The sequence below is a fragment of the Bradyrhizobium sp. WD16 genome, from assembly GCF_024181725.1.
GTDB lineage: Bacteria > Pseudomonadota > Alphaproteobacteria > Rhizobiales > Xanthobacteraceae > Bradyrhizobium_A.
On sequence record NZ_CP028908.1, the window covers coordinates 462,326 to 486,620 of the forward strand.

Annotated in this window: 23 protein-coding genes; 8 read left to right on the forward strand and 15 right to left on the reverse strand. The window is 66.6% G+C overall.

Annotation, left to right across the window (positions count from 1 at the left end; translation table 11 throughout):
• Positions 1-55 precede the first annotated feature (55 nt).
• Positions 56-2,350, forward strand: a complete 2,295-nt coding sequence (locus DB459_RS02205; protein ID WP_253711313.1) for a hypothetical protein — start codon at positions 56-58, stop codon at positions 2,348-2,350.
• Positions 2,351-2,485: 135 nt separating this feature from the next.
• Here the strand turns inward: DB459_RS02205 and DB459_RS02210 are convergent, their stop codons facing one another.
• Positions 2,486-3,133 (reverse strand): TetR/AcrR family transcriptional regulator, encoded by a 648-nt coding sequence (locus tag DB459_RS02210; protein ID WP_253711314.1) that lies wholly within the window; start codon positions 3,131-3,133, stop codon positions 2,486-2,488.
• Between the two features lie 134 nt (positions 3,134-3,267).
• Between DB459_RS02210 and DB459_RS02215 the strand changes: the two genes are divergently transcribed.
• From DB459_RS02215 to DB459_RS02245, 7 genes are all read left to right on the forward strand, one after another.
• On the forward strand, positions 3,268-4,446 hold the full coding sequence (locus tag DB459_RS02215; RefSeq protein WP_253711316.1) for a substrate-binding domain-containing protein: 1,179 nt from the start codon (positions 3,268-3,270) through the stop codon (positions 4,444-4,446).
• A gap of 215 nt (positions 4,447-4,661) precedes the next feature.
• On the forward strand, positions 4,662-5,429 hold the full coding sequence (locus tag DB459_RS02220; protein ID WP_253711318.1) for an ABC transporter ATP-binding protein: 768 nt from the start codon (positions 4,662-4,664) through the stop codon (positions 5,427-5,429).
• A complete protein-coding gene (locus DB459_RS02225; protein WP_253711319.1) occupies positions 5,426-6,151 on the forward strand; it encodes an ABC transporter ATP-binding protein in 726 nt (241 codons plus the stop codon). Before DB459_RS02220 ends, DB459_RS02225 begins: the two co-directional genes overlap by 4 nt.
• The gene (locus tag DB459_RS02230; protein WP_253711321.1) at positions 6,148-7,176 is read left to right on the forward strand and encodes a branched-chain amino acid ABC transporter permease; all 1,029 of its coding nucleotides are present in this window, start codon (positions 6,148-6,150) and stop codon (positions 7,174-7,176) included. The genes DB459_RS02225 and DB459_RS02230 overlap by 4 nt, the downstream gene beginning before the upstream one ends.
• A complete protein-coding gene (locus DB459_RS02235) occupies positions 7,173-8,234 on the forward strand; it encodes a branched-chain amino acid ABC transporter permease (protein WP_253711323.1) in 1,062 nt (353 codons plus the stop codon). The genes DB459_RS02230 and DB459_RS02235 overlap by 4 nt, the downstream gene beginning before the upstream one ends.
• Positions 8,231-9,070, forward strand: coding sequence for an alpha/beta fold hydrolase (locus DB459_RS02240; RefSeq protein ID WP_253711325.1), 840 nt, complete (start codon positions 8,231-8,233; stop codon positions 9,068-9,070). The genes DB459_RS02235 and DB459_RS02240 overlap by 4 nt, the downstream gene beginning before the upstream one ends.
• A gap of 257 nt (positions 9,071-9,327) precedes the next feature.
• Positions 9,328-10,416, forward strand: coding sequence for an alkene reductase (locus DB459_RS02245; protein ID WP_253711327.1), 1,089 nt, complete (start codon positions 9,328-9,330; stop codon positions 10,414-10,416).
• 184 nt (positions 10,417-10,600) lie between these two features.
• On the opposite strand, the gene DB459_RS02250 is transcribed toward DB459_RS02245, so the two are convergent.
• The 14 genes from DB459_RS02250 to DB459_RS02315 form a co-directional block, all read right to left on the reverse strand.
• The gene (locus DB459_RS02250) at positions 10,601-12,379 is read right to left on the reverse strand and encodes an ABC transporter substrate-binding protein (RefSeq protein WP_253711328.1); all 1,779 of its coding nucleotides are present in this window, start codon (positions 12,377-12,379) and stop codon (positions 10,601-10,603) included.
• A gap of 183 nt (positions 12,380-12,562) precedes the next feature.
• Complete coding sequence (locus DB459_RS02255) at positions 12,563-12,889, reverse strand: DUF2160 domain-containing protein (RefSeq protein ID WP_253711330.1); 327 nt, start codon at positions 12,887-12,889, stop codon at positions 12,563-12,565.
• Between the two features lie 11 nt (positions 12,890-12,900).
• Complete coding sequence (locus DB459_RS02260; RefSeq protein ID WP_253711331.1) at positions 12,901-13,707, reverse strand: carbohydrate ABC transporter permease; 807 nt, start codon at positions 13,705-13,707, stop codon at positions 12,901-12,903.
• Positions 13,707-14,609: a carbohydrate ABC transporter permease gene (locus DB459_RS02265; protein WP_253711332.1), complete on the reverse strand. Its 903-nt coding sequence runs from the start codon at positions 14,607-14,609 to the stop codon at positions 13,707-13,709. The genes DB459_RS02260 and DB459_RS02265 overlap by 1 nt, the downstream gene beginning before the upstream one ends.
• A complete protein-coding gene (locus tag DB459_RS02270; protein WP_253711333.1) occupies positions 14,609-15,694 on the reverse strand; it encodes an ABC transporter ATP-binding protein in 1,086 nt (361 codons plus the stop codon). Before DB459_RS02270 ends, DB459_RS02265 begins: the two co-directional genes overlap by 1 nt.
• Positions 15,695-15,701: 7 nt before the next feature.
• Positions 15,702-16,781, reverse strand: a complete 1,080-nt coding sequence (locus DB459_RS02275) for an ABC transporter ATP-binding protein (protein ID WP_253711335.1) — start codon at positions 16,779-16,781, stop codon at positions 15,702-15,704.
• Positions 16,778-18,319, reverse strand: a complete 1,542-nt coding sequence (gene glpD / locus DB459_RS02280; protein WP_253711336.1) for a glycerol-3-phosphate dehydrogenase — start codon at positions 18,317-18,319, stop codon at positions 16,778-16,780. Before glpD ends, DB459_RS02275 begins: the two co-directional genes overlap by 4 nt.
• A gap of 137 nt (positions 18,320-18,456) precedes the next feature.
• Positions 18,457-19,287, reverse strand: coding sequence for a DeoR/GlpR family DNA-binding transcription regulator (locus DB459_RS02285; RefSeq protein WP_253711338.1), 831 nt, complete (start codon positions 19,285-19,287; stop codon positions 18,457-18,459).
• Between the two features lie 160 nt (positions 19,288-19,447).
• On the reverse strand, positions 19,448-19,642 hold the full coding sequence (locus DB459_RS02290) for a hypothetical protein (RefSeq protein ID WP_253711340.1): 195 nt from the start codon (positions 19,640-19,642) through the stop codon (positions 19,448-19,450).
• Between the two features lie 259 nt (positions 19,643-19,901).
• Positions 19,902-20,456: a flavin reductase family protein gene (locus tag DB459_RS02295; RefSeq protein ID WP_253711342.1), complete on the reverse strand. Its 555-nt coding sequence runs from the start codon at positions 20,454-20,456 to the stop codon at positions 19,902-19,904.
• 11 nt (positions 20,457-20,467) lie between these two features.
• Positions 20,468-21,304, reverse strand: a complete 837-nt coding sequence (locus DB459_RS02300; RefSeq protein WP_253711343.1) for an ATP-binding cassette domain-containing protein — start codon at positions 21,302-21,304, stop codon at positions 20,468-20,470.
• A gap of 8 nt (positions 21,305-21,312) precedes the next feature.
• A complete protein-coding gene (gene ssuC, locus DB459_RS02305) occupies positions 21,313-22,119 on the reverse strand; it encodes an aliphatic sulfonate ABC transporter permease SsuC (protein WP_253711345.1) in 807 nt (268 codons plus the stop codon).
• Positions 22,116-23,288 (reverse strand): FMNH2-dependent alkanesulfonate monooxygenase, encoded by a 1,173-nt coding sequence (gene ssuD, locus DB459_RS02310; protein ID WP_253711346.1) that lies wholly within the window; start codon positions 23,286-23,288, stop codon positions 22,116-22,118. The genes ssuC and ssuD overlap by 4 nt, the downstream gene beginning before the upstream one ends.
• Positions 23,285-24,178 (reverse strand): sulfonate ABC transporter substrate-binding protein, encoded by an 894-nt coding sequence (locus tag DB459_RS02315; protein WP_253713738.1) that lies wholly within the window; start codon positions 24,176-24,178, stop codon positions 23,285-23,287. Before DB459_RS02315 ends, ssuD begins: the two co-directional genes overlap by 4 nt.
• Positions 24,179-24,295: the final 117 nt, after the last annotated feature.

Genomic DNA, 24,295 nt, shown 5'->3' on the forward strand with positions numbered 1-24,295 from the left:
CTCTACCGAAAATTCAATTTACAGTTGCCCCACATTCGAGGCGGAGGACTTTCGCATGCCACTCTGCACGCCCACGCTCGTCGGCCCCGTCTCGGAACTCAGCCCGGATGTCCGCGTTCAGGGCGCGCTCCAGGGCGCAACCGTCATCATCTCATCGGTCGGCAAGAAACCGCGCGACGTTGCCAAGGCAAAAGCCAACGGCGGTGACGACCGGATCCCGCTCCTGGCAACCGAAAAGCTCAGCCGAGACGACATCCTGGTCGTGATGCAGACGCTCGGCTCGGACAAGAGTGCGGTCACACCGCAATCCATGGGGCTCGGCGTGCAGCCCGCGCCGGCGAGCGCGGCCGAACTCGGCGCGCCGGGATTTCTCTCGCACCTGTACCAATGCGGCCAGCACGTGTGGCTGCAGGGCGTCGTGCCCGGCGCAACAGTCGAGGTCGAATTCGGCGGCGCTGTTCAGGGATCGGCGACCGCAACCGAAGAGGGCGCACGGATCGGCCTGAAGCACGGCCTGCCGAAGACCGGCCAGATCGCCGCCCGCCAGAAGACACCGGTCGGTTCCGGGACCGCGGCCAGCGCAACGCCGGATCCGTTGCCTTTCGCGGGTGGCACGGTGCCGGCGCCGACCATTCGAAAGCCGCCGCTCCTCGCTTGCCAGACCGCCGCGCTCGTGACCGATGTCTTCGACGGCGCGACTGTGACGCTCAGCCGCTCGACTGGCATCACCGAAGTGGCCGGATTCGATCTGCCGAGCCTGTGGTTCGGGCTCTCGAAACCGCTGAAGGAGAATGAAACCATCACCGCCCGGCAAGACTTTCCGGGCTGCGAATTGAAGGGCGCGACCGGCAAGTCCGTGACGGTGGACAAGGCTGCCGCGCTGGACAAGCCATTCGTCCCTCCGCTGTGCGCCGGATCGCAGCGTGTCACGGTGTTCAATCTGGTGCCCGGCGCCACCGTGCACCTCGATATCGCCGGGACGTCCTATCTCGGGATGGCGCCCCAGGCCCAGTCCTGGGTCGCATTCGACGTCGACCCGCTGCCGGTCAACAGCAAGCTGGTTGCCGGGCAGGAACTCTGCGGCGTCAAGGGCCCGTCCTTCACCGTCGACATCAATCCCCATGAGGATGTGAAGACGCCCGTGACACTGCTCGATCCGCTCTACGAATGCGCGCGCGTGATCAAGGCCAGCAATGCGCATCCCAATGCCTATCTGCAGGCATGGGCGACCGACAAGCAGAAGGTGGCCGCGCCGATCAGCGGCGTCGTGCTCGCCACCGCGACGGACGTGACGCTGCACGTCTCGCCCTATCTTCGCGCCGGCGACATGATCACCGTCAGACAGTGGGCCTGCAGCGCAGTCTGGACGGAGTCGAATCCTCCGATCAAGGTGCAACAGCATCCGTCGGTAGGGCTTCCAAAAATCGTTGGTCCGGTCTATTCGGGCGACATCAGCGTCAAGGTCGATTGCATTCCGGGGGCGCTCGTCGAAGTGTCGGTGCTCACTCCGGACAAGAGCTGGGCCTTCGCCGGAGCAGGCGACGCCGCCGAGGTGCCGGCCTCGATCGCATTGAACTGCGTTCTGGCGACCGGCGAGCAGGTGCGCGCGCGGCAATGGCTCTGCGCCCTCGTTTCCGACTGGAGCGCCGGCGAACCCGTGATCCGGCCGTTGCCCCAAGCGCCGGTCATCGACGCACCGGCGAACGGAGCAACAGCCGTCGCACTCAATCCGACCTTCTCCTGGCACGATCCCGGAGCAGGCGGCGAAGGCCACGCCGACGGCTACAAATTCACGCTACTGCGCGACGCGACCACCATCGTTCCCCTGACCACGGTCAATGCGACGAGCTTCGCCGCGCCGAGCCCTCTGGTGTACGAAACCACGTACACGTGGCAGGTCAGCGCGGCGAACACAAGCGGTCCCAGCAAGACGATAACCGCGTCGTTCACGACGCTGAAGGCGCCACCGCCACCGCCGCCGGTGCTGACATCCTATGACTGGAACACGAAAACGCTGAAGGGGACGGGATTCCTCCACAGCCATGCAGTCCACGTCCGCATCAATCTCTACAACAGTTCGATCACGAACAGTTATGGCGCCTTGGTGTCGGATACCCGGGAGGTCTATGTGAATTGCACATCGGACGCCCAGGGAAATCTGAGCGTCGTCATCAATCCGAACGACTATCTCCCCGCGCTGTATCTCGACAATATCGTGGGGTACTTCACCGGCGTCGCGCCCGGCGAAACCCTCAACATTTCGGCCAACGACGAACGTCCGGACAAAAACGACGACATAACCGGGACGCTCTGGAGCAACACCCTCCACGTGCTTGTTCCGCAAGCGTGAGCGTTCCATGCTGGAGGTCGGATCATACGCCGCGGCGGGTTCCGGCGCTGCAGGGGCAGTGATGGACAAGCCCGACCATGACGACAGAGGTTGGCGTTGCCTCCATCGTTCAAAGGGCCGCTCCTCAAACCCCACTCACGGTCGCGGCGCCAGCCCATGGGCGACGAAATCGAAGGCCGCTTCGGCGGCGGCGTCGAACGAAGTCGCCGCTTCCCATAGCGCGTAGCGGCGGCCGGCCATGTCGCTCAGCCCCATCAACAGCCAGGCGCGCACCTCGCAATCGCCCACCGCGATCTCGCCGCGGGCCTCTGCGGCTTCGAGCGCAACGCGATAGCTTTCGGCGAAATCCTCATAATAGCGGCGATAGGCGATCGGATCGACGAACTGGGATTCGCCGACGACGCGATAGAGATTGGGATTCTTGCGCACGAAAGCGAAGAAGGCGTGGATGCCGCGACGCTCGACCTCGAGACGGTCGGGCGCGCCGGAGGTGGCGAGCGTCAGCGCGCGGCGCAGCCGCCGGCCCATGCACAGCACGAGCTCGCGCAGCACCTCCTCCTTGCTGCGGAAATAGACATAGAAGGTGCCCTGGGCGACCTCGGCTTCCTGGGTGATCGAGGCGACCGAAGTCTCGCCGAAGCCGCGCTCGCCGATCTGGCGCTCGGCGGCGTCGAGAATGCGCCGGCGCGTGCGCTCACCGCGGCTCGTTTTCGGCAGCTCCTTGGGAGCGCCCTTGGGCTCGTCCTTGGGGTCGTCCTCGTTCGGCTCGTGCCGGCTCGCCATCACATCGTCCAGCAGATTTGAGTTTGCTGGCGCCTTGCCCGCTTGACGGCCAACGGCGCTGCCGATATGCGTATCTGAGACATGAACCAGGTGTCAAGTTAATGACAGAAAAACCCATCCGGGAGGGGTAGGCAATGATCGGACAGAAGATTCTGCTCGCCAGCGCCGTGGCGATGGCCTGCGGTGCGGCCCAGGCCGACGACCTCAAGGTGGCGCTGATCTACGGCAAGACCGGCCCCTTGGAGGCCTATGCCAAGCAGACCGAGACCGGCCTGCGCATGGGCTTCGAATACGCCACCAAGAATTCGATGACGGTCGACGGCCGCAAGATCGTGATCATCACCAAGGACGACCAGGGCAAGCCCGACCTCTCCAAGGCGGCGCTGGCCGAAGCCTATCAGGACGACAATGCCGACATCGCCATCGGCACCACCTCCTCCGCCGCGGCGCTCGCCGACCTGCCGGTCGCCGAGGAGAACAAGAAGATCCTGATCGTCGAGCCGGCGGTGGCCGACCAGATCACCGGCGAGAAGTGGAACAGGTACATCTTCCGCACCGCGCGCAACTCCTCGCAGGACGCCATCGCCAACGCGGTCGCGATCGGCAAGCCGGGCGTCACCGTCGCGACGCTGGCGCAGGACTATGCCTTCGGCCGCGACGGCGTCGCCGCCTTCAAGGAGGCGCTCGCCAAGACCGGCGCGACGCTCGCCGCCGAAGAATATGTCCCGACCAGCACCACCGACTTCACCGCCGCGGGCCAGCGGCTGTTCGATGCGCTGAAAGACAAGCCGGGCAAGAAGATCATCTGGGTGATCTGGGCCGGACCGTCTCCGATGGCCAAGCTGCAGGACATGGACCCGAAGCGCTACGGCATCGAGCTCTCCACCGGCGGCAACATCCTGCCGGCGCTCGCCGACTACAAGCGCCTGCCCGGCATGGAAGGCGCGACCTATTACTACTATGGCATCCCGAAGAACCCGATCAACGACTGGCTCGTCACCGAGCACCAGAAGCGGTTCGGCGCGCCGCCGGACTTCTTCACCGCCGGCGGTTTCGCCGCGGCGATGGCGGTCGTCACCGCGGTCGAGACGGCCAAGTCCACCGACACCGAGAAGCTGATCGCCGCCATGGAAGGCGTGTCGTTCGACACGCCCAAGGGCAAGATGGTGTTCCGCAAGGAGGACCATCAGGCGCTGCAGAGCATGTATCACTTCAAGGTCAAGGTCGATCCGAACCTCGCCTGGGCGGTGAACGAGCCGGTGCGCGAACTCAAGATCGAGGACATGACGATCCCGATCAAGAACAAGCGGTGAGACGTGGGCTTTGACGCTGCGACACTCATCAGGCTGTCGCCCCCCGGCTTGACCGGGGGGCCCAGTACTCCGCGAGGGTGGGAATTGGAACAGCGACCGATGCCGCGCGCACGACAGTGCTCACGGCGTACTGGATCACCCGCTTGCGCGGGTGATGACGCAGAATGCGAGACGGCACTCCGACGGCCCATCTGACCGGAGCAAGAATCGATCCCATGCCCCTCTCCCTTGAAACCCGCGAGCTGACCATCCGCTTCGGCGGCCATGTCGCCGTCGACGGCGTCAGCTGCGCCTTCCGGCCCGGCGAGCTCACCGCCATCGTCGGCCCCAATGGCGCCGGCAAGACCACCTATTTCAACCTGATCTCGGGACAGCTCTCCGCCGCCTCGGGCGCCGTGCTGCTCGATGGCCGCGACATCACCTCGCTGGCGGCGCCGCTGCGCACCCGCGCCGGGCTGGGGCGCGCCTTCCAGCTCACCAACCTCTTCCCCAACCTCACCGTCGAGGAAAACGTCCGTCTCGCGGTGCAGGCGCAGAACGGCACCCATTACGACATGCTGCGGCCGTGGATGGTGCGGCGCGACCTGATCGCCGCCGCCGACGCCATTCTCGACAGCGTCGCGCTCGGCGCGCGCCGCAGCGTGCCCGCCACCGCCCTGTCCCATGGCGACCAGCGCAAGCTCGAAGTCGCGCTGATGATGGCGCTTCAGCCCAAGGTCTACATGTTCGACGAGCCGACCGCGGGCATGAGCGTCGACGAGGTGCCGGTGGTGCTCGACCTCATCGCCCGCCTCAAACAGGACGCCTCCAAGATCATCCTCCTCGTCGAGCACAAGATGGACGTGGTGCGCTCGCTCGCCGACCGCATCATCGTGCTGCACAACGGCCGCCTCGTCGCCGACGGCAAACCCGCCGAGGTGATCGCCTCGCCGATCGTGCAGGAGGCCTATCTCGGCATCGCCCCGGGAAAGAGCGCGGCATGAGCAAGCCCCTCCTCACCCTCGCCGGCGTCCATACCCATATCGGGCGCTACCACATCCTGCAGGGCGTCGACTGCGAGGCGCTGGAAGGGCGCACCACCATGCTGCTCGGCCGCAACGGCGCCGGCAAGACCACGACGCTGCGCACCATCATGGGGCTGTGGCCGGCGTCCGCCGGCAGCATCAGCCTCAGCGGCAGGCGCATCGAGGCCATGGCGACGCCGGACATCGCCGCGCTCGGCATCGGCTATGTGCCGGAGGCCATGGCGGTGTTCGCCGATCTGACGGTGAAGGAAAATCTCCTGCTCGCCGCCCGCGCCGGCCCGCTCGACGACGACCGCCTCGCCTGGATCTTCCAGTTCTTTCCGGCGCTGAAGAAGTTCTGGCTGTCGCGCGCCGGCACCCTGTCGGGCGGCCAGAAGCAGATGCTGTCCATCGCCCGCGCCATCGTCGAGCCGCGCCAGCTGCTTTTGATCGACGAGCCGACCAAGGGCCTCGCCCCCGCCATCGTCGTGGCGCTGATCGACTGCCTGCGGGAGATCGGGCGCCGCGGCGCCACCATCCTCCTCGTCGAGCAGAATTTCCGCGTCGCCGAAGCGCTCGGCGACGAGGTCCTGGTGATGGACAACGGCCGCATCGTCCATCATGGCGCCATGGCCGAACTCGCCGCCGACACCGCGCTGCAGGAACATTTCCTCGGCCTCAGCCTCGAGGCGCATCAATGACCGACGTTCCCGCCCCGCAGCAAGCCGCGACACCCGACGTGCTGCCGAAACCGCCACGCGACTATCTGCCGGTGCTGCTGCCCTTCATCCTCGCCGCCGCCATGCTGCCGCTGGTCGGCTCGTTCTCGTCCTGGATCACGCTGACGGTGGCGAGCCTCGCCATGGGCATGATGATCTTCATCATGGCCTCAGGGCTGACGCTGGTGTTCGGCCTGATGGACGTGCTCAATTTCGGCCACGGCGCCTTCATCGCGGTGGGCGCCTATGTCGCCACGCTGGTGCTCGGCCCGATGGCGTCGTTCATCCAGGCGGATTCGCTCGCCAGCAATCTGCTGGCGCTGGCGCCGGCGGCGCTGCTCGCCATGGCGGTGTCGGGCGCGCTCGGCCTCGTCTTCGAGCGCGTGCTGGTGCTGCCGGTCTACGGCAATCACCTCAAGCAGATCCTGATCACCATGGGCGGATTGATCGTCGCCGAGCAGGCGCTCTACGCGCTGTTTGGCCCGGCCCAGATCCCGCTGCCGCTGCCCTCCGCGCTGCGCGGCTCCTTCGTCCTCGGCGATGTCGCCATCGCCAAATATCGCGTACTGGCCATGGCGGTCGGCCTCGTCGTCTTCCTCGCCACGCTGCTGGTGCTCAACCGCACCAAGATCGGCCTATTGATCCGCGCCGGGGTCGAGAACCGCGAGATGGTGGAAGCGCTGGGCTATCACATCCGCCGCCTGTTCCTCGGCGTCTTCATGGTGGGCTCGGCGCTGGCCGGGCTCGGCGGGGTGATGTGGGGCCTCTATCGCGAGCAGATCCACGCCTCCATGGGCGCCGACCTGATGGTGCTGATCTTCATCGTCGTCATCATCGGCGGTCTCGGCTCGGTCGCCGGCTGCTTCATCGGCGCCGTCCTGGTGGCGATGGTCGCCAATTACGGCGGCTTCCTCGTCCCCAAGCTCGCCCTCGTCTCCAACATCCTGCTGATGGTGGTGATCCTGATGTGGCGCCCGCGCGGCCTCTACCCGGTGACGACCCGATGATGATCCTGTCCGGCGATCCGCCGCGCAACCGCGCGCTCACCCTGATCCTCGTCGCCATCGTGCTGGCGCTGGCGCTGGCGCCGTTCCTGTTTCCCGGCGCCAAGGCGCTCAATGTCGCGGTGAAGATCTGCGTCTTCGCCGCGCTGGTGGCATCCTACGACCTGTTGCTCGGCTATACCGGCTCGGTCTCCTTCGCCCATACGATGTTCTACGGCATCGGCAGCTACGCCATCGCGATCGCGCTCTACGCCATGGGACCGAGCTGGGCCGCCATCGGCACCGCCGTTCTCTGCGGCCTGCCGCTGGCGGCGCTGCTGGCGCTCGCCATCGGCCTGTTCTCGCTGCGGGTGCAGGCGATCTTCTTCGCCATGATCACCCTCGCCGTCGCGTCCGCCTTCCTGGTGCTGGCCTCGCAGCTCTCCTGGCTGACCGGCGGCGAGGACGGCCGCAGCTTCCAGCTGCCCGAACTGCTGCGACCCGGCACGGTCTTCGCCAAGAATGTCTTCGGCGTCACCATCAGCGGCCGCACGCTGAGCTACTACATCGTCTTCGTCGGCGCGGCGGCGATGATCCTGCTGCTGCTGCGCATCGTCAATTCGCCGTTCGGCCGCGTGCTGCAGGCGATCCGCGAGAACCGTTTCCGCGCCGAGGCGCTCGGCTATCGCACCGTGTTCCACCTGACCTGGGCCAACTGCATCGCCGCCCTGGTCGCCGCCTTCGCCGGCATGCTCAACGCGCTGTGGCTGCGCTATGCCGGGCCCGACACCTCGCTGTCCTTCGCCATCATGCTCGACATCCTCTTGATGGTGGTGATCGGCGGCATGGGCACGATCTACGGCGCGCTGATCGGCGCGGTGATCTTCATCCTGGCGCAGAACTATCTGCAGCCGCTGATGGGCGCCGCCTCCAGGGCCGCCAGCGAGGTCGGCCTGCCGCTGCTGCCCCACCTGCTCGATCCGGATCGCTGGCTGCTGTGGCTCGGCCTGCTCTTCGTCGCCAGCGTCTACTTCTTTCCAACCGGCGTGGTCGGACGCTTGAGAGGGATGACCCGCGCATGACCACCCAGCCCGCTTCGCATTACATCACCCTGTGCGGCCGCGAGGTTCACTATGTCGAATGGGGCCGGCGCGACCAGCCGCCGCTGATCATGTGGCACGGCGTGGCGCGCACCGGGCGCGACTTCGACGACCTCGCGTCCGCGCTCGCCGACCGCCGCCATATCATCGTGCCCGACACCATCGGACGCGGCCTGTCGCAATGGAGCCCGGACCCGCACGGCGAATACAACACGCCGTTCTATGCGCGGCAGGCGGTCGAGCTGCTCGACCAGCTCGGCCTTGAGACCGTCGACTGGATCGGCACCTCCATGGGCGCGATCACCGGCATCCGCGCCGCCGCCGGCGATCTGCACGGCCGCGTCCGCCGCATGGTGCTCAACGATATGGGCCCGATCATCGCCCAGGCGGCGCTCGACCGCATCCGCTCCTACGCCGGCGCGCCGCCACGGTTCGAGCGCGTCTCCGAGCTCGAGGGCTACTTCCGCCAGATCTACAAACCCTACGGCTTCCTCACCGATACCCAGTGGCGGCGCATGACCGAGAGCTCGGTGCGGCGCCTGCCCGACGGCGGCGTCACCACTCATTTCGATCCCATGATCAAGCTGCACTTCGAGACCAACGAGGAGCAGTGGGATAACTGGGACAAGCTGACCTGCGACATGCTCTGCCTGCGCGGCGAGACCTCCGATCTGCTGCTGGTCGAAGACGCCGCCAGGATGGAAGCGCGCAACCCGCGCTGCAAGGTCGTGACCATCGGCGGTTGCGGCCACGCCCCGGCGCTCAACGTGCCCGACCAGATCGAGCTGGTGAGCAACTTCATCAATGCGGGGGTGTGAGGCCGAGGACGATTCCTCCTCTGTCATCGTCAACGACGACAAAAATGGTCCGTGCCGGCACTATTTGGTAGGCGATCATTGCCCGTTTGAAGCGGGCGATGACAACGGAGAGAGCAGCGAAATGCGCGGGTAAGCTGCCTCGCCGCCCCAGCCCCTGCATCAATGCAGGGCACGGTTGCCCGCGCTTGCCCTTTGGCGCCGCAGTGCACATCTGTTCTGCCCATCGTCCTGCAAGCTTATCCAGGGGATCCCCATCCATGAGTGCTGCAACATTGTTCGAGCCCTACAAGCTCGGCCCGATCACCCTCGCCAATCGCCTGGTGATGGCGCCGCTGACGCGCAATCGCGCCGAAGCCGGTTTCGTACCGGGGGCGCTCACGGCCGAATATTATGGCCAGCGCGCCTCGGCCGGCCTCCTGATCACCGAAGCGAGCCAGATCTCCCAGCAGGGCCAGGGCTATCAGGACACCCCCGGAATCTATTCCAGGGAGCAGGTCGCCGGCTGGCGCAAGGTTACCGACGAAGTGCACAAGCGCGGCGGCAAGATCTTCATCCAGCTCTGGCATGTGGGGCGCATCTCGCACACCGACCTGCAGCCGGGCCACGGCGCGCCGGTGGCGCCGTCGGCGATCGCCGCCAGGGGCAAGACCTTCGTCGGCGGACAGTTCGTCGACGTCTCCGCGCCGCGCGCGCTCGAGCTGAGTGAAATCCCCGGCATCATCGCCGACTACCGCAAGGCCGCCGCCAATGCCGTCGCCGCCGGCTTCGACGGCGTCGAGATCCACGGCGCCAACGGCTACCTGCTCGATCAGTTCGCCAAGGACGGTACCAACAAGCGCACCGACGCCTATGGCGGGTCGATCGAGAATCGCGCCCGGCTGATGCTCGAGGTGGCGAAGGCGGTGGTCGAGGAGATCGGCGCCGAGCGCACCGGCATCCGCATCTCGCCGGTGACCCCGGCCAACGACATTTCCGATTCCAATCCGCAGCCGCTGTTCGACACCATCGTCGACGGCCTCGCCAAGCTCAAGCTCGTCTATCTCCACGTCGTCGAGGGCGCGACCGGCGGGCCGCGCGACAATGCGCCGTTCGACTATGCCTCGCTGCGCAAGCGCTTCGCCGGCGCCTACATCGCCAACAACGGCTACACGCTGGCGCTGGCGAACGAGGTGCTGGCGGCCGGACAGGCCGACCTGATCGCCTTCGGCAAGGCGTTCATCGCCAATCCCGACCTCGTCGAACGCTTCAGGAAGGGCGCGCCGCTCAACGAGCCCGACCGCGCCACCTTCTACGGCGGCGGCGCCAAGGGCTATACCGATTATCCGACGCTGCAGGCGGCGGAGTAAGCCGGGCTGGAGCAAGCGCCCCGCCGCACATCGTGCTGTCGTCCTCCGCGAAAGCGGAGGGCGGTGAAGGCGAGCGATGACAGCCGGGAGCGAGGCGGCGCCGCACTCCACCGCCGCTAAAAATGAAAAGGCCGGGATCGCTCCCGGCCTTTCGCGTTGAGATCCGATCGAAGGATCGCGTGCCTTACTTGGCCGAGGCCTGGCGCTTCGGCGGGGTGGCCGGCCACGACTTGATCAGGGTGTCGTAGTCGATGGTCTCGCCCTTCGGCTTCTCGTTCGCCAGCTTGCGCTGGGGCGCGATGTTGCCGTCCTTTTCAGACTTGGCGTACCAGTATTCCGCCGTCTGCTTCGGATTGAGCTTCGGACCGCATTCGCCCTGCACCTTGGACTTCTCCAGGCGCTCCATGACGGAATCCTGGGCCGCGGCCAGGGAGTCCATCGCCTGCTGCGCGGTCTTCGCACCGGACGCTGCATCGCCGATGTTCTGCCACCACAGCTGCGCGAGCTTCGGATAATCCGGCACGTTGTTGCCGGTCGGGGTCCACTGCACGCGCGCCGGCGAGCGGTAGAACTCGATCAGGCCGCCGAGCTTCGGGGCGCGTTCGGTGAAGCTCTTGTCCCAGATGTCGGATTCACGAATGAAGGTGAGACCGACATGGCTCTTCTTCAGCGACACCGACTTGGAGACGATGAACTGCAGATAGAGCCAGGCCGCCTTGCGGCGCTCGACCGGAGTCGATTTCAGCAGCGTCAGCGAGCCGACGTCCTGATAACCGAGCTTCATGCCGTCTTTCCAATAGGCGCCGTGGGGCGACGGAGCCATGCGCCACTTCGGCGTGCCGTCCGCGTTCATCACCGGCAGGCCGGGCTTGACCATGTCGGCGGTGAAGGCGGTGTACCAGAAGATCTGCTGGGCGATATTGCCCTGCGACGGAACCGGGCCCGATTCGGAGAAGGTCATGCCCTGAGCCTGCGGCGGGGCATACTTCTTCATCCAGTCGAGATATTTGACGATCGAATAGACCGCCGCCGGACCATTGACGTCGCCGCCGCGTTCGACCGAAGAGCCGACCGGACGGCAGCCTTCCATGCGGATGCCCCATTCGTCGACCGGCAGGCCGTTCGGAAGGCCCTTGTCGCCGTTGCCCGCCATCGACAGCCAGGCGTCGGTGAAGCGCCAGCCGAGCGAGGGGTCCTTCTTGCCATAGTCCATATGGCCATAGACCTTGACGCCGTTGATCTCCTTGACGTCGTTGGTGAAGAAATCGGCTATATCCTCGTAGGCCGACCAGTTCACCGGCACGCCGAGGTCGTAGCCGTATTTGGCCTTGAACTTGGCCTTGATGTCCGGGTTGGTGAACCAGTCGTAGCGGAACCAGTAGAGGTTGGCGAACTGCTGGTCCGGCAGCTGGTAGAGATGGCCGTTCGGGGCGGTGGTGAACGACTTGCCGATGAAGTCGTCGAGGTCGAGCGTCGGATCGGTGACGTCCTTGCCCTCCTTGGCCATCCAGTCGGTCAGGTCGACCGCCTGGCCGTAGCGGAAGTGGGTGCCGATGAAGTCGGAATCGTTGATCCAGCCGTCATAGACGTTCTTGCCCGACTGCATCTGGGTCTGGATCTTCTCGACGACGTCGCCTTCCTGGATGATGTCGTGCTTGACCTTGATCCCGGTGATCTCCTCGAACGCCTTGGCCAGCGTCTTGGATTCATATTCATGGGTGGTCAGGGTCTCGGAGACGACATTGATCTCCATGCCCTTGAAGGGCGCGGCCGCCTTGGCGAACCACTGCATCTCCTTGAGCTGGTCGGCCTTGGAGAGGGTCGACGGCTGAAATTCGCTGTCGATCCACTTCTGCGCCGCTGCGTCGTCGGCGCGGGCCGCCGGCGCGAGGGCGACCGCAGCGAGCAGCGCCGCCGCACTCGTCATCGTCGCGAGACGATATTTCCCGGTCGTATATCGCATTTGGTTTCCTCCGTTGATGCGACTTGGGTGTTGTCAGTCCCGGGTTGCCCCCCGGTTCAGCGACGCACGCCGCGACCAGCGCCGCGCGCCGTGAAGTCTTGTCCTGCGCGGCCGTGTCACCGACCCGGTCGCGCATTCTCCGTCAGGTGCGGCCCCGGCAGCCCGGGACCGTCGTTCCGCCGTTCAGACCTTGCGAAAGATGACGATGGCCAGAAGCAGCGAAATTGCGGTTGCGAGCCACAGGCTCGAAATCTCGACGCCCTCGCCGATCGGCAGCGACGCGATCGGATCGGTGCCGACGACGCCGATCCAGACGAGGTGAATGACGGCGGCGGCGATCAGCGAAACGAACAGCCGGTCGCCGCGGGTGGTCGGGATGCGCAGCACGCCGACCCGCTCGGTCTCGGGATAGGCGAGCCCGAGCCAGGTCATCGTCCCCAGCGTGAGCGCCAGCAGCACGAAGAAGATCGCGGTCGGCGCCGTCCAGGCCATCCATGCGAAGCTGTCCACGGCGACCTCCCTCAGACCCGGCCGAGCGCGAAGCCGCGCGCGATGTAATTGCGGACGAACCAGATCACCAGGGCGCCCGGGATGATGGTGAGAACGCCGGCCGCCGCCAGCAGGCCCCAGTCCATGCCGGCCGCCGACACCGTACGCGTCATCGCCGCGGCGATCGGCTTGGCGTTGACCGAGGTCAGCGTGCGGGCGAGCAGCAGTTCGACCCAGGAGAACATGAAGCAGAAGAAGGCAGCGACGCCGATGCCGCTCGCGATCAGCGGCACCAGGATCCTGATGAAGAAACGCGGGAAGGAATAGCCGTCGAGGAAAGCGGTCTCGTCGATCTCGCGCGGCACGCTCGAGACGAAGCCCTCGAGAATCCACACCGCCAGCGGCACGTTGAACAGGCAATGCGCCAGCGCCACCGCCCAGGGCGTATCGAACAGGTCGAGCGCCGAATAGAGGTTGAAGAACGGCAGCGCGAACACCGCCGGGGGCGCCATGCGGTTCGACAGCAGCCAGAAGAACAGATGCTTGTCGCCGATGAAGCGGAAGCGCGAGAAGGCGTAGGCCGCCGGCAGCGCGAAGGTGATCGAGATCACGGTGTTGATGACGACGTATTCGAGCGAATGGATATAGGTCGAGTACCAGCTCTCGTCGGTGAAGATCCGGATGTAGTTGTCGAGCGTCGGCCTCTGCGGCCACAGCGTCATCGACGCCAGGATCTCGCCATTGGTCTTGAAGCTCATGTTGACCAGCCAGTAGATCGGCACGAGCAGGAAGACGATGAAGGCCAGCATGATGGCGCGGCGGCCGGGAATGGTCTGCATCACGCTTCTCCCGCCACTTCGCGGCGCTCGGCGCCGGTATTGGTCATCACCGTGTAGAACAGCCAGCAGGCGATCAGGACGATGATGTTGTAGACCAGCGACAGCGCCGCCGCCTTGCCGAGATCGAACTGGCCGAGCGCGATCTTGACGAGCTCGATGGAAATGAAGGTGGTGGAGTTGCCGGGTCCGCCGCCGGTGACGACGAACGGCTCGGTGTAGATCATGAAGCTGTCCATGAAGCGCAGCAGCCCCGCGATCAGGAGCACCCGCTTCATCTTCGGCAGCTGGATCGCGGTGAAGACCGCCCAGCGCGAGGCGCCGTCGATCTGCGCGGCGCGGTAATAGGCGTCGGGGATCGACTTGAGGCCGGCGTAGCACAGCAGCGCGACGAGGCTCGTCCAGTGCCAGACGTCCATGACGATGATGGTGACCCAGGCGTCGAGCTCGTTGGCGACGTAGTTGTAGTTGACGCCCATCTTGTTGAGGGCGTAGCCGAGCAGGCCGATGTCGGGCCGGCCGAACACCTGCCAGATGGTGCCGACGACGTTCCATGGAATCAGCAGCGGCAGCGCCAGGATGACGAGGCACGCGGCGACGCTCCAGCCCTCCCGCGGCATCGACAGGGCGATGACGATGCCGAGCGGGATCTCGATGGCGAGGATCACCGCGGAGAAGAACAGGTTGCGCCATACCGAGGCGAAGAAGCGGCTGCCAAGGTCGGTCGAGGGGTCGAGCAGCTCCTTGAACCAGCCGATGCCGTTCCAGAAGAACTGGTTGTTGCCGAAGGTGTCCTGCACCGAATAGTTCACCACCGTCATCAGCGGCAGCACCGCCGAAAAGGCGACGATCAGGAACACCGGAGCCACCAGCAGCCAGGCTTTCTGATTGACCGTCTTCTCCATCACGCCGCTCCCTCGACGAGGCGGCTGTCCGCATAGACGTGGATCCGCCCCGGATCAAATTGCAGCCCGACGCCCTCGCCGCCGATCGACAGCCCGTCGGGCACGCGGGCGGCGAGCCGCAGGTCGCCGACCCGCACCCTGGCGAAGCGCACGCGGCCGAGATCGTCGATGCGCTCGACCGTGCCGGCGAGAAGGCCGGGCCCCGGCGCCGCGACGGTGACGAATTCCGGCCTGACGCCGATCTCGATGCGGCTTGCCGCGGGCAGCGCCGCATAGGTCTTCTGCAGGGCGATGGCATGGCCGGCGAGCCGCACCTCGCGCCCCGCCACCTCGGCAGGCAGGATGTTCATGCCGGGCGAGCCGATGAAGTAGCCGACGAAGGTATGGGCGGGCTTGTCGAACAGCTCCTCCGGCGTGCCGCTCTGCACCACGCGCCCGTCATGCATCACGACCACCGTGTCGGCGAAGGTCAGCGCCTCGGTCTGGTCGTGGGTGACATAGATCATGGTGAGGTCGAGGGCACGGTGCAGCGCCTTGAGCTTGGAGCGCAGCTCCCATTTGAGGTGCGGGTCGATCACCGTGAGCGGCTCGTCGAACAGCACGGCGGCGACATCGGAGCGCACCAGCCCGCGGCCGAGCGAGATCTTCTGCTTGGCGTCCGCGGTCAGGCGCTGGGCCTTGCGGTTGAGATCGGGCGTGAGGTCGAGAAGACCGGCGATCTCCTTGACCCTCGCCTCGATCTGCGCCCGCGGCACGCCGCGGTTCTTGAGCGGAAAGGCGAGATTCTCACCGACCGTCATGGTGTCGTAGATCACCGGGAACTGGAACACCTGGGCGATATTGCGCTTCTGGGTCGACAGCGCGGTGATGTCGGCGCCGTCGAACAGGATCTTGCCGCGGGTCGGCGTGACGATGCCGGAGATGATGTTGAGCAGCGTGGTCTTGCCGCAGCCGGACGGGCCGAGCAGCGCATAGGCGCCGCCCTGGCGCCAGGTCATGGACAGCGGCTTGAGCGCGAAGGAATCCTCCGGCGCGTCGGCACCGGCGTAGCTCTTGGTGAGGTCGACGAGATCGATGCGTGCCATGCCGCCCTCACATCACCGCGGGGGCGGCGACCAGCCGTCCGGCGCTGTCGAAGACGAACAGGTCGCCAGGATCGAGCGCAGCCTCGAGGCGTTCGCCCGGCTCGAACTCGTGGATGCCGGGCAACACCGCCACCCAGCTGTCGCTGCCGTGCCGCAGATGGACGAAGCTCTCCGAGCCGGTGATCTCGGTCAGCAGCACCTCGGCGGCGAAGACGTGACGCCCGGCGACGCCGTCGGCGATGGCGAGCTGGTGGGCGCGGAAGCCGACGCGGTAGCGACCGTCGGCGATGCCGGCATAGAGGCCGCTCGCCGGCACCTCGACGCCGCTGCCATAGGTGACCATGCCCCCGTTCTTCTCCAGATCGATGGTGTTGAGCGGCGGATCGGAGAACACCTGGGCGACGCGCAGCGTCTCGGGACGGCGGTAGACCTTCGGCGTCTCGCCGAGCTGCAGCGCCGCGCCTTCCCACATGCAGATGGTGCTGCCGCCGAGCAGCAGCGCCTCGGAAGGCTCGGTGGTGGCATAGACGAAGATCGCGCCCGAAGCCTCGAATATCCGTGGCAGCTCGGCACGCAGTTCCTCGCGCAGCTTGTAGTCGAGGTTGGCGAGCGGCTCGTCGAGCAGCACGAGATCGGCGCCCTTGACGAGGGCGCGGGCGATCGCCGTGCGCTGCTGCTGGCCGCCGGACAGTTCGAGCGGCGTGCGCTGCAGATAGGGGTCGAGCTGCAGCAGCCGCGACGCCTCGCGCACCCGCGCCTCGATCTCGTCGCGCGGCCGGCCCTGGACCCGCAGCGGCGAGGCGATGTTCTCGTAGACGCTGAGCGAGGGGTAGTTGATGAACTGCTGATAGACCATGGCGACGGAGCGGCGGCGGACGTCGAAGCCGGTGACATCGGTGTCGCCGACCAGCAACCGTCCCTGCGTCGGCTTGTCGAGCCCGGCGAGCAGGCGCATCAACGTGGTCTTGCCCGACAGGGTCGGACCGAGCAGCACGGTGAGCGAACCGCGGACGAGGGTGAGCGAGACGTCGCGGATATAGGGCACGCCGCCGACCTCGCGCGAGACATGATCGAGGGTGATGCTCATGAGCGCGCCCCCGCGCCCTGTCGCATCGGCGCCGTCGCGGCCTGCGCCGCCATGAAGGCGTCGAGCGCGGCGATCTCCTCCGGATTCATCCGCAGGCCGAGCTTGGAGCGCCGCCACACGACGTCGGCGGCGGTGCGCGCCCATTCCCTGGTCATCAGATAGCGGACCTCGCTTTCGGTCAGCGTGGCGCCGAAGGACTGGCCGAGATCGGCGGCGGACTTCGCCTGGCCGAGCACCTGCCGCGCCCGGCTGCCATAGGCGTGGGCGAGCCGGTCGGCATGATCGCGGCCGAGGAACGGATAGTCGCGGAGCAATTCGTTGGTCAACGCCGGCAAGGCCGAGACGTCGAGATCGCCGCCGGGCAGCGGCGCGTGGCCGGTCCAGCCGGCAGGCTGTTCGGCGCCGTGCAGGGCGGAGGCGACATGCTCGAGCGCCTCCTCGGCGAGACGGCGATAGGTCGTGATCTTGCCGCCGAAGATCGACAGCAGCGGCGAGCCGTTCGGCGCGTCGAGCTCGAAGACGTAGTCGCGCGTCGCCGCCTTGGCGTCGCTGGCGCCGTCGTCATAGAGCGGCCGGACGCCCGAATAGGTCCACACCACGTCGGCCGGCGTCACCGCCCGGGCGAAATACTCGCTCACGGCGGCGCAGAGATAGTCGATCTCTTCCTTGGTGATGGCGACCTTGGCCGGATCGCCGTCGTAGTCGCGATCGGTGGTGCCGATCAGGGTGAAGTCGTTCTGGTACGGAATGGCAAAGACGATGCGGCCGTCCTCGTTCTGGAAGATGTAGGCGCGATCATGGGCGTAGAGGCGCGGCACCACGATGTGGGAGCCCTGCACCAGGCGCACCTTGGCCTTGGCATTGACGCCGGCGCGGCGCGCCAGCACCTCTTCCACCCAGGGACCGGCGGCATTGATCAGGACCCGGGCGGCGATGGTCTCACGACGGCCGCTCGCCATGTCCTCGATCGTGATGCGCCAGCCGTCGTCGCCACGCACCGCCTCGACCGCGCGGGTCCGGGTGCGGATCACCGCGCCGCGTTCGGCGGCATCGACGGCGTTGAGCACCACGAGACGGGCGTCGTCGACGAAGCAGTCGGAATATTCGAAGCCCTTCTTGAAGCGCCCCGGCGCGAGCGGACGGCCGACCTCGTCGCGCGTGAGGTCGACGGTGCGGGCGGGCGGCAGCAGCTTGCGGCCGCCGAGATGGTCATAGAGGAAGAGGCCGAGGCGCAGCAGCCATGCCGGCCGCAGGCCGCGATGGTGGGGCAAAACGAAACGCAGCGGGCGAATGATGTGCGGCCCGATCTGCCACAGCACCTCGCGCTCCATCAGCGCCTCGCGGACCAGCCGGAACTCATAATATTCCAGATAGCGCAGCCCGCCGTGGATGAGCTTGGTCGACCAGGACGAGGTCCCGCTCGCCAAGTCATTCATTTCACAAAGAAAAACTGAATTTCCCCGGCCGGCCGCGTCGCGGGCGATGCCGCAGCCATTGATGCCACCTCCGATGATGGCGAGGTCGAAAACTTGATCCACGTGACGCTTCCCCCGCGCTCGCCCCGCAAGGCAGGCGATTTCGCTTTCGGGTTTGGATTAAAACACGAGCAAAAGCGAAAGCAAGCGAAAGATTAGCGAAAGCCAGCATTCTCCCGGGAATGCTCGGCAACCCATTCCTACGCGGCCGCCCCCTCCTCGCCGCCGACCGCCTTGTCGTTGCCGTTCTTGTCCTCGGCCGGCTTGGGGCCGGTCTCGATCACCTGGATGCCGCGCTCGCGGCAAAGACTGCGAAAACGCGGCGGCAGGCCGTGATCGGTAACGAAGGTCTGGATCTGGCTGATATGGGCGATACGGACCGGGGCGCTCCGCTGGAACTTCGTCGAATCGGACACCAGCATGACGCTGCGGGCATTGGCGATGATCGCCTGGGCTGCCTGCACCTCGCGATAGTCGAAATCGAGCAGCGCGCCTTCCTCGTCGATCGCCGAGGCGCCGATGATGGCGTAGTCGACCTTGAACTGGCCGATCAGGTCGATGGCGGCCGAGCCGATCACCGCGCCGTCGGCGCGGCGGACATTGCCGCCGGCAACGATGACCTCGATGCGCGGATGGCGATAGAGCAGCATCGCCACATTGAGGTTGTTGGTGATGACCAGGAGGTCCTCGTGGGAGGACAGCGCGCTCGCCACCTCCTCGGTGGTGGTGCCGATATTGATGAAGAGCGAGCAGCCGTTGGGGATCTGGGCGGCGGCGGCAAGGCCGATCGCCTTCTTCTCCTCGGCAGCGACGAAGCGCCGCGCCTCATAGGCGAGGTTCTCAACGCCCGAGGCGATGATCGCGCCGCCGTGGACGCGGGTCATCGCGCGCCGGTCGCACAGGTCGTTGAGATCCTTGCGGATGGTCTGCGCCGAGACCTCGAAGCGCCGCGCCAGGTCTTCCACCGTGACGCGGCCCACCGAGCGGGCGAGGTTGAGAATTTCGGACTGACGATGGCTGAGACCGGTCACCGCAACCACCCTGGCGCGAGAAAATACGCGGCCATGGTGGTCGGGTTCCGTCAGGCGGTCAACTCGCGATTTGATGCGCGGCGACCGATCACCACCGCAAGCGTTAACGCCGGCAGGCGCCGGCCGGCGCCTTGCCACGCCGTGGCGGATCAAAGCTCCGTCAAGCCGCCTTGCTGCCGGCGCGCCCGAGCTTGAAACGGACGGCGGCCCGCTCGGCTTCCCGTGCGCTGGAAAAATAGCGACCCTCGAGGGCGGTGAAGTCCTGGGAGGCTGCGAAGAAACGATACCCGCCTTTGTCGCGAACCACGATGCCGGCGGGCTTGGAACTCACTTCGATGATGTAGCTGTCTGACATGGCTTTCCTGCGGCCGGTACTGCCCGGCGCTCCTTGTCGCGATAACGATAGAGCGATGAAAAGGTTCAGTCGGCGCGACAACAGCACCCGGTCGCAGCTGAGCACCAATGCTCCTGACCAGGTTGCCTCACCATGAAACCCTCTCTGCGGATCATGTCCGCGTCCCCTCTAACCGCATCGCGCGACAGCGCAATGACATTCGCCGATAGCATCAGTACGGCGTTGCCTCGGAGTTGCCTTCGAATTGCCTCGCGAGAGGTTATTCCGATTCGGTGATTCGCGCAGCATCCGCACCGCGACCGAGCGCGAGATATTCCCCCTGCCAATAGGTCAGCGGCGCCTGCGGATCGGCGACGCGCGCCGCCGCGACGCGACCGATGACGATGGCGTGGGAATGGCGGCTGATGATCTCCTCGATGGTGCAGTCGACGGCGGCCAGCGCGCCGACCAGCACCGGCACGCCGGTGGCGAGCGTCGTCCATTCGGCGCCCTCGAAGCGGGCGCGACCGCTGATGCCGCCGCGGCCGGTGAAGCGATCGGCGACCGGCTGCTGTCCGGCATGCAGCACGTTGACGGCGAAGGCGCCGCAGCTCTCGAACAGCGGCCAGGAGGACGAATTGCGATTGATGCAGACAAGCAGGCTCGGTGGCTCCGCCGACAACGACGTCACCGACGACACCGTCATGCCGGAGATCGCGTCGCCGCGGCCGACCGTGATGACGCTGACGGCGCCGGCGAGCTGGCGCATCGCCTGACGGAAACTGGCGGGCGATGCCGAAGGCTCGGCGTCGAGATGACGAACCAGCGAGTTCATGGCATTTCCCCTTAAATCTCGGCCTCGGCCTTGCCGAGAAGCTGGTTGAGGATGCTTTCCTCGAACGCCGCCATCGTCGCCGAGCCGCGGTTGCGCGGTCGCGCCAGATCGACCTGGATGTCGTTGGCGATGCGCCCCTCTTCGAGCACCAGCACGCGATCGGCCACCGCCACCGCCTCGCCGACGTCATGGGTCACCAGGATCGCGGTAAAGCCGAGATCGGCCCACACCCGCTCCAGCAGGCGCTGCATGGTGATGCGGGTCAAGGCGTCGAGCGCGCCGAGCGGCTCGTCGAAAGCAAGCACCCGCGGCTGGCTGACCAGCGCCCGCGCCAGCGCGACCCGCTGGCGCTGCCCGCCCGACAGCAGTGCCGGCCACTGGTCGCGCTTGGCCGAGAGCTCGACCTCGTGCAGGGCGTGTTCGGCCCGGGCGCGCGCGTCGGCGCGCTTGCGCTCGGTGCCGAGACCGACTTCGACATTGTCCAGCACCCGCGCCCACGGCAGCAGCCGCGGCTCCTGGAACATCATCCGCACCTTCGCCGTGCCGGCATCCGGCACTTCGCCGAACGAGATCGAGCCGGCGCTCGCGGCGTCGAGCCCCGCGATCAGGCGCAGCAGCGTGCTCTTGCCGCATCCGCTGCGGCCGACGATGGCGACGAACTGCCCCGCCGGGATGTGCAGATCGACGCCGCGCAGCACCTCGTGATCGCCGAAGGCCTTGCGCAGGCCGCGGATGGTGATCGGCAGGCCGCGCGCGCGCGACCCGACGCGCGCCGCCTCGGCGCCGCGCAGGATTGCCGGGCTGTCCACCGTGGCAGCGGCATCGGGAGCGGAACGGAGCAGCTTCATCGTCGTCCTCACTTCTTCTGGAAGGCGGGATGCCAGGACAGCGTCAGCCGCTCCAGCACGCGGGAGGCGCTGTCGGCGAGCTTGCCGAGCAGGGCGTAGATCAGGATGCTCAGCACCACCACGTCGATCAGCATGAATTCGCGCGCCTGCATCGCCATGTAGCCGAGCCCCGAGGATGCGGCGATGGTCTCCGCCACGATCAGGGTCAGCCACATGATGCCGAGCGCGAAGCGCAGGCCGACGAAGATCGAGGGCAGCGCCCCCGGAAAGATGACGCGGCGGAACAGTTCGGCATCGCCCATGCCGTAGCTCCGCCCCATCTCGATGAGCTGCGGATCCACCGTGCGGATGCCATGCAGCGTGTTGAGGTAGATCGGGAAGAAGACGCCGAGCGCCACCAGGAAGAGCTTCGCCGCCTCGTCGATGCCGAACCACAGGATCACCAGCGGAATCAGCGCGAGGTGCGGCACGTTGCGCACCATCTGCAGCGTGGTGTCGGTAAGCCGGTTGGAGAGCTGCGACAGCCCGTTGGCGAGGCCGAACGCAAAGCCGATGCCGCCGCCGATGGCGAAGCCGACGATGGCGCGCCAGAAGCTGACCCAGACATTGTGGCCGAGCTCGCCGCTCCTGAGCAGTTTCCAGCCGGCCAGCGCGACGTCGCTCGGCGCCGGCAGCACCCGCGTCGAGATCAGCCCGGCGACGCTCGCCGCCTGCCAGGCGACGAGGATCACGAGCGGCACGATCCATTGCGTCAGGCCATCGACCCGCGGCACCCGCAGGCGCCGCACCCGCGGCAGCGACTCGGCGAGACTCATGATTGCGCCGCCTGCTTGAGGACCGGACGGACGTCATTGGCGATGGTCTCGCCGAACGGGCCGGTATTGACCTTTGACGGCGCCGCGATGGTGGTGTGGCTCAGCGACAGCAGCGGGAACACCAGTTCGGCGAAGCGATAGGCCTCTTCCAGGTGCGGATAGCCCGACAGGATGAAGGTATCGATGCCCAGCGCCTGATACTCCTTGATCCGCGCCGCGACCGTCTGCGGATCGCCGACCAGCGCGGTACCCGCGCCGCCGCGCACCAGGCCGACGCCGGCCCACAGATTGGGGCTGATCTCGAGCTTGTCGCGCCGGCCGCCATGGAGCTCCGACATCCGGCGCTGCCCTTCCGAATCCATCCGGGCGAAGATCTTCTGCGCCGCGGCGATGGTGTCGTCGCTGACGTGACGGATCAGGTCGTCGGCGGCGCGCCAGGCTTCCTCGTTGGTCTCGCGGACGATGACATGGAGGCGGATTCCGAAAGACAGTTTGCGGCCGGCCTTCTCCGCCGCCGCGCGCACCCGCGCGACCTTCTCGGCGACCTCCGCCGGCGGCTCGCCCCAGGTCAGGTACTTGTCGACCGTCTGCACCGCGACATCGATGCCGGCATCCGACGAGCCGCCGAAGAACAGCGGCGGGCCGCCCTCCTGCACCGGGGCGAACAGCAGCTTGCCGTCTTCGACGGTCAGGTGCTTGCCCTTGTAATTGACGGTGTGCCCGGCCAGCAGTTCGCGATAGATGGCGAGGAACTCACGCGTGATCTCGTAGCGCTCGCCGTGGGACAGGAAGATGCCGTCGCCCTTGTTCTCGACCGGGTCGCCGCCGGTGACGATGTTGACGAGCAGCCGGCCGTCGGAAATGCGGTCCAGCGTCGCGGTCATGCGCGCCGCCACCGCCGGCGACTGCAGCCCCGGCCGCACCGCCACCAGATAACGCAGGCGCTTGGTCGCCGGCGCCAGCGCCGAGGCGACGATCCAGGAATCCTCGCAACTGCGCCCGGTCGGCAGCAGCACGCCGTAGTAGCCGAGTTCGTCGGCGGCCTGAGCGATCTGCCGCATGTAGGCGAGGTTGACATCGCGCCCCCCGGTCGAAGTGCCGAGATAGCGGCCGTCGCCGTGGGTCGGGATGAACCAGAGGATATTGGCGCTGGGAGAAGACGTGCTCATGAACCGGACTTTCGTGCGATATCGGAAACGTTGATCGGCTTGGGAATGAGGCCGAGCTTGTGGAAGGTGTCGGCGAGCTGCTGCTGCCCGGCGAGCGTCGCGGCATCGATCGGCCTGATGCCGTAGGACTGGCGCTTGAGGGCGAGCTCGAGCACCGGCACCGGCAGCCCGACGGACGGGCCGAGCTGTTCGGCGACCGCATGGATGTCGGACTGCGCCCAGACATCGACCTCGCGCAGGGCATCGAGCACGACGTCGACCACTTTGGGATCGGTATCGAGCAGCTTCTGCGCGGCGAGATAGAACTGGGTGTTGGCGACGATGCCGGTGCCGTCCGCCAGCACGCGGGCCTCCAGCGCCACTTCGGCCGCCGCCTGGTACGGATCCCAGATCGCCCAGGCGTCGACCGAACCGCGTTCGAAGGCGGCACGCGCATCGGCCGGGGCGAGGAACACCGGCGTGATGTCGCCATAGGCGAGGCCGGCCTTCTCCAGCGCCTTGACCACCAGATACTGGACGTTGGAGCCGCGATTGAAGGCGACCTTCTTGCCCTTGAGCTCCGCGACCTTGGTGAGCGCACTTGCCTTCGGCACCAGGATCGCCTCACCCTTCGGCGCCGGCGGCTCATAGGCAACGTAGCGGATCGGCGCGCCGGCCGCCTGGGCGAAGACCGGCGGCGCCTCGCCGGTATTGCCGAAATCGATCGAGCCGACATTGATGGCTTCGAGGATCGGCGGACCGGACGGAAACTCGGTCCAGTTCACGCTGTAGCCGAGCGGCTTGAGCTTGGCGTCGAGCGAGCCCTTGCTCTTGAGCAGCACCAGCTTGCCGTATTTCTGGACTGCGATCCGCAGCACCTTGTCCTGGGACTGCGCCGCCGCGCCGGACATGGCCAGCACGCTGCCGACGACCAATGTGGCGGCGGCAAGAATGACGGCTCGTAACTTCAAGACGGCTCTCCTTCGGTAACGGCACACTGCGGTCGCGACACACGCCGCCTTCGGCGA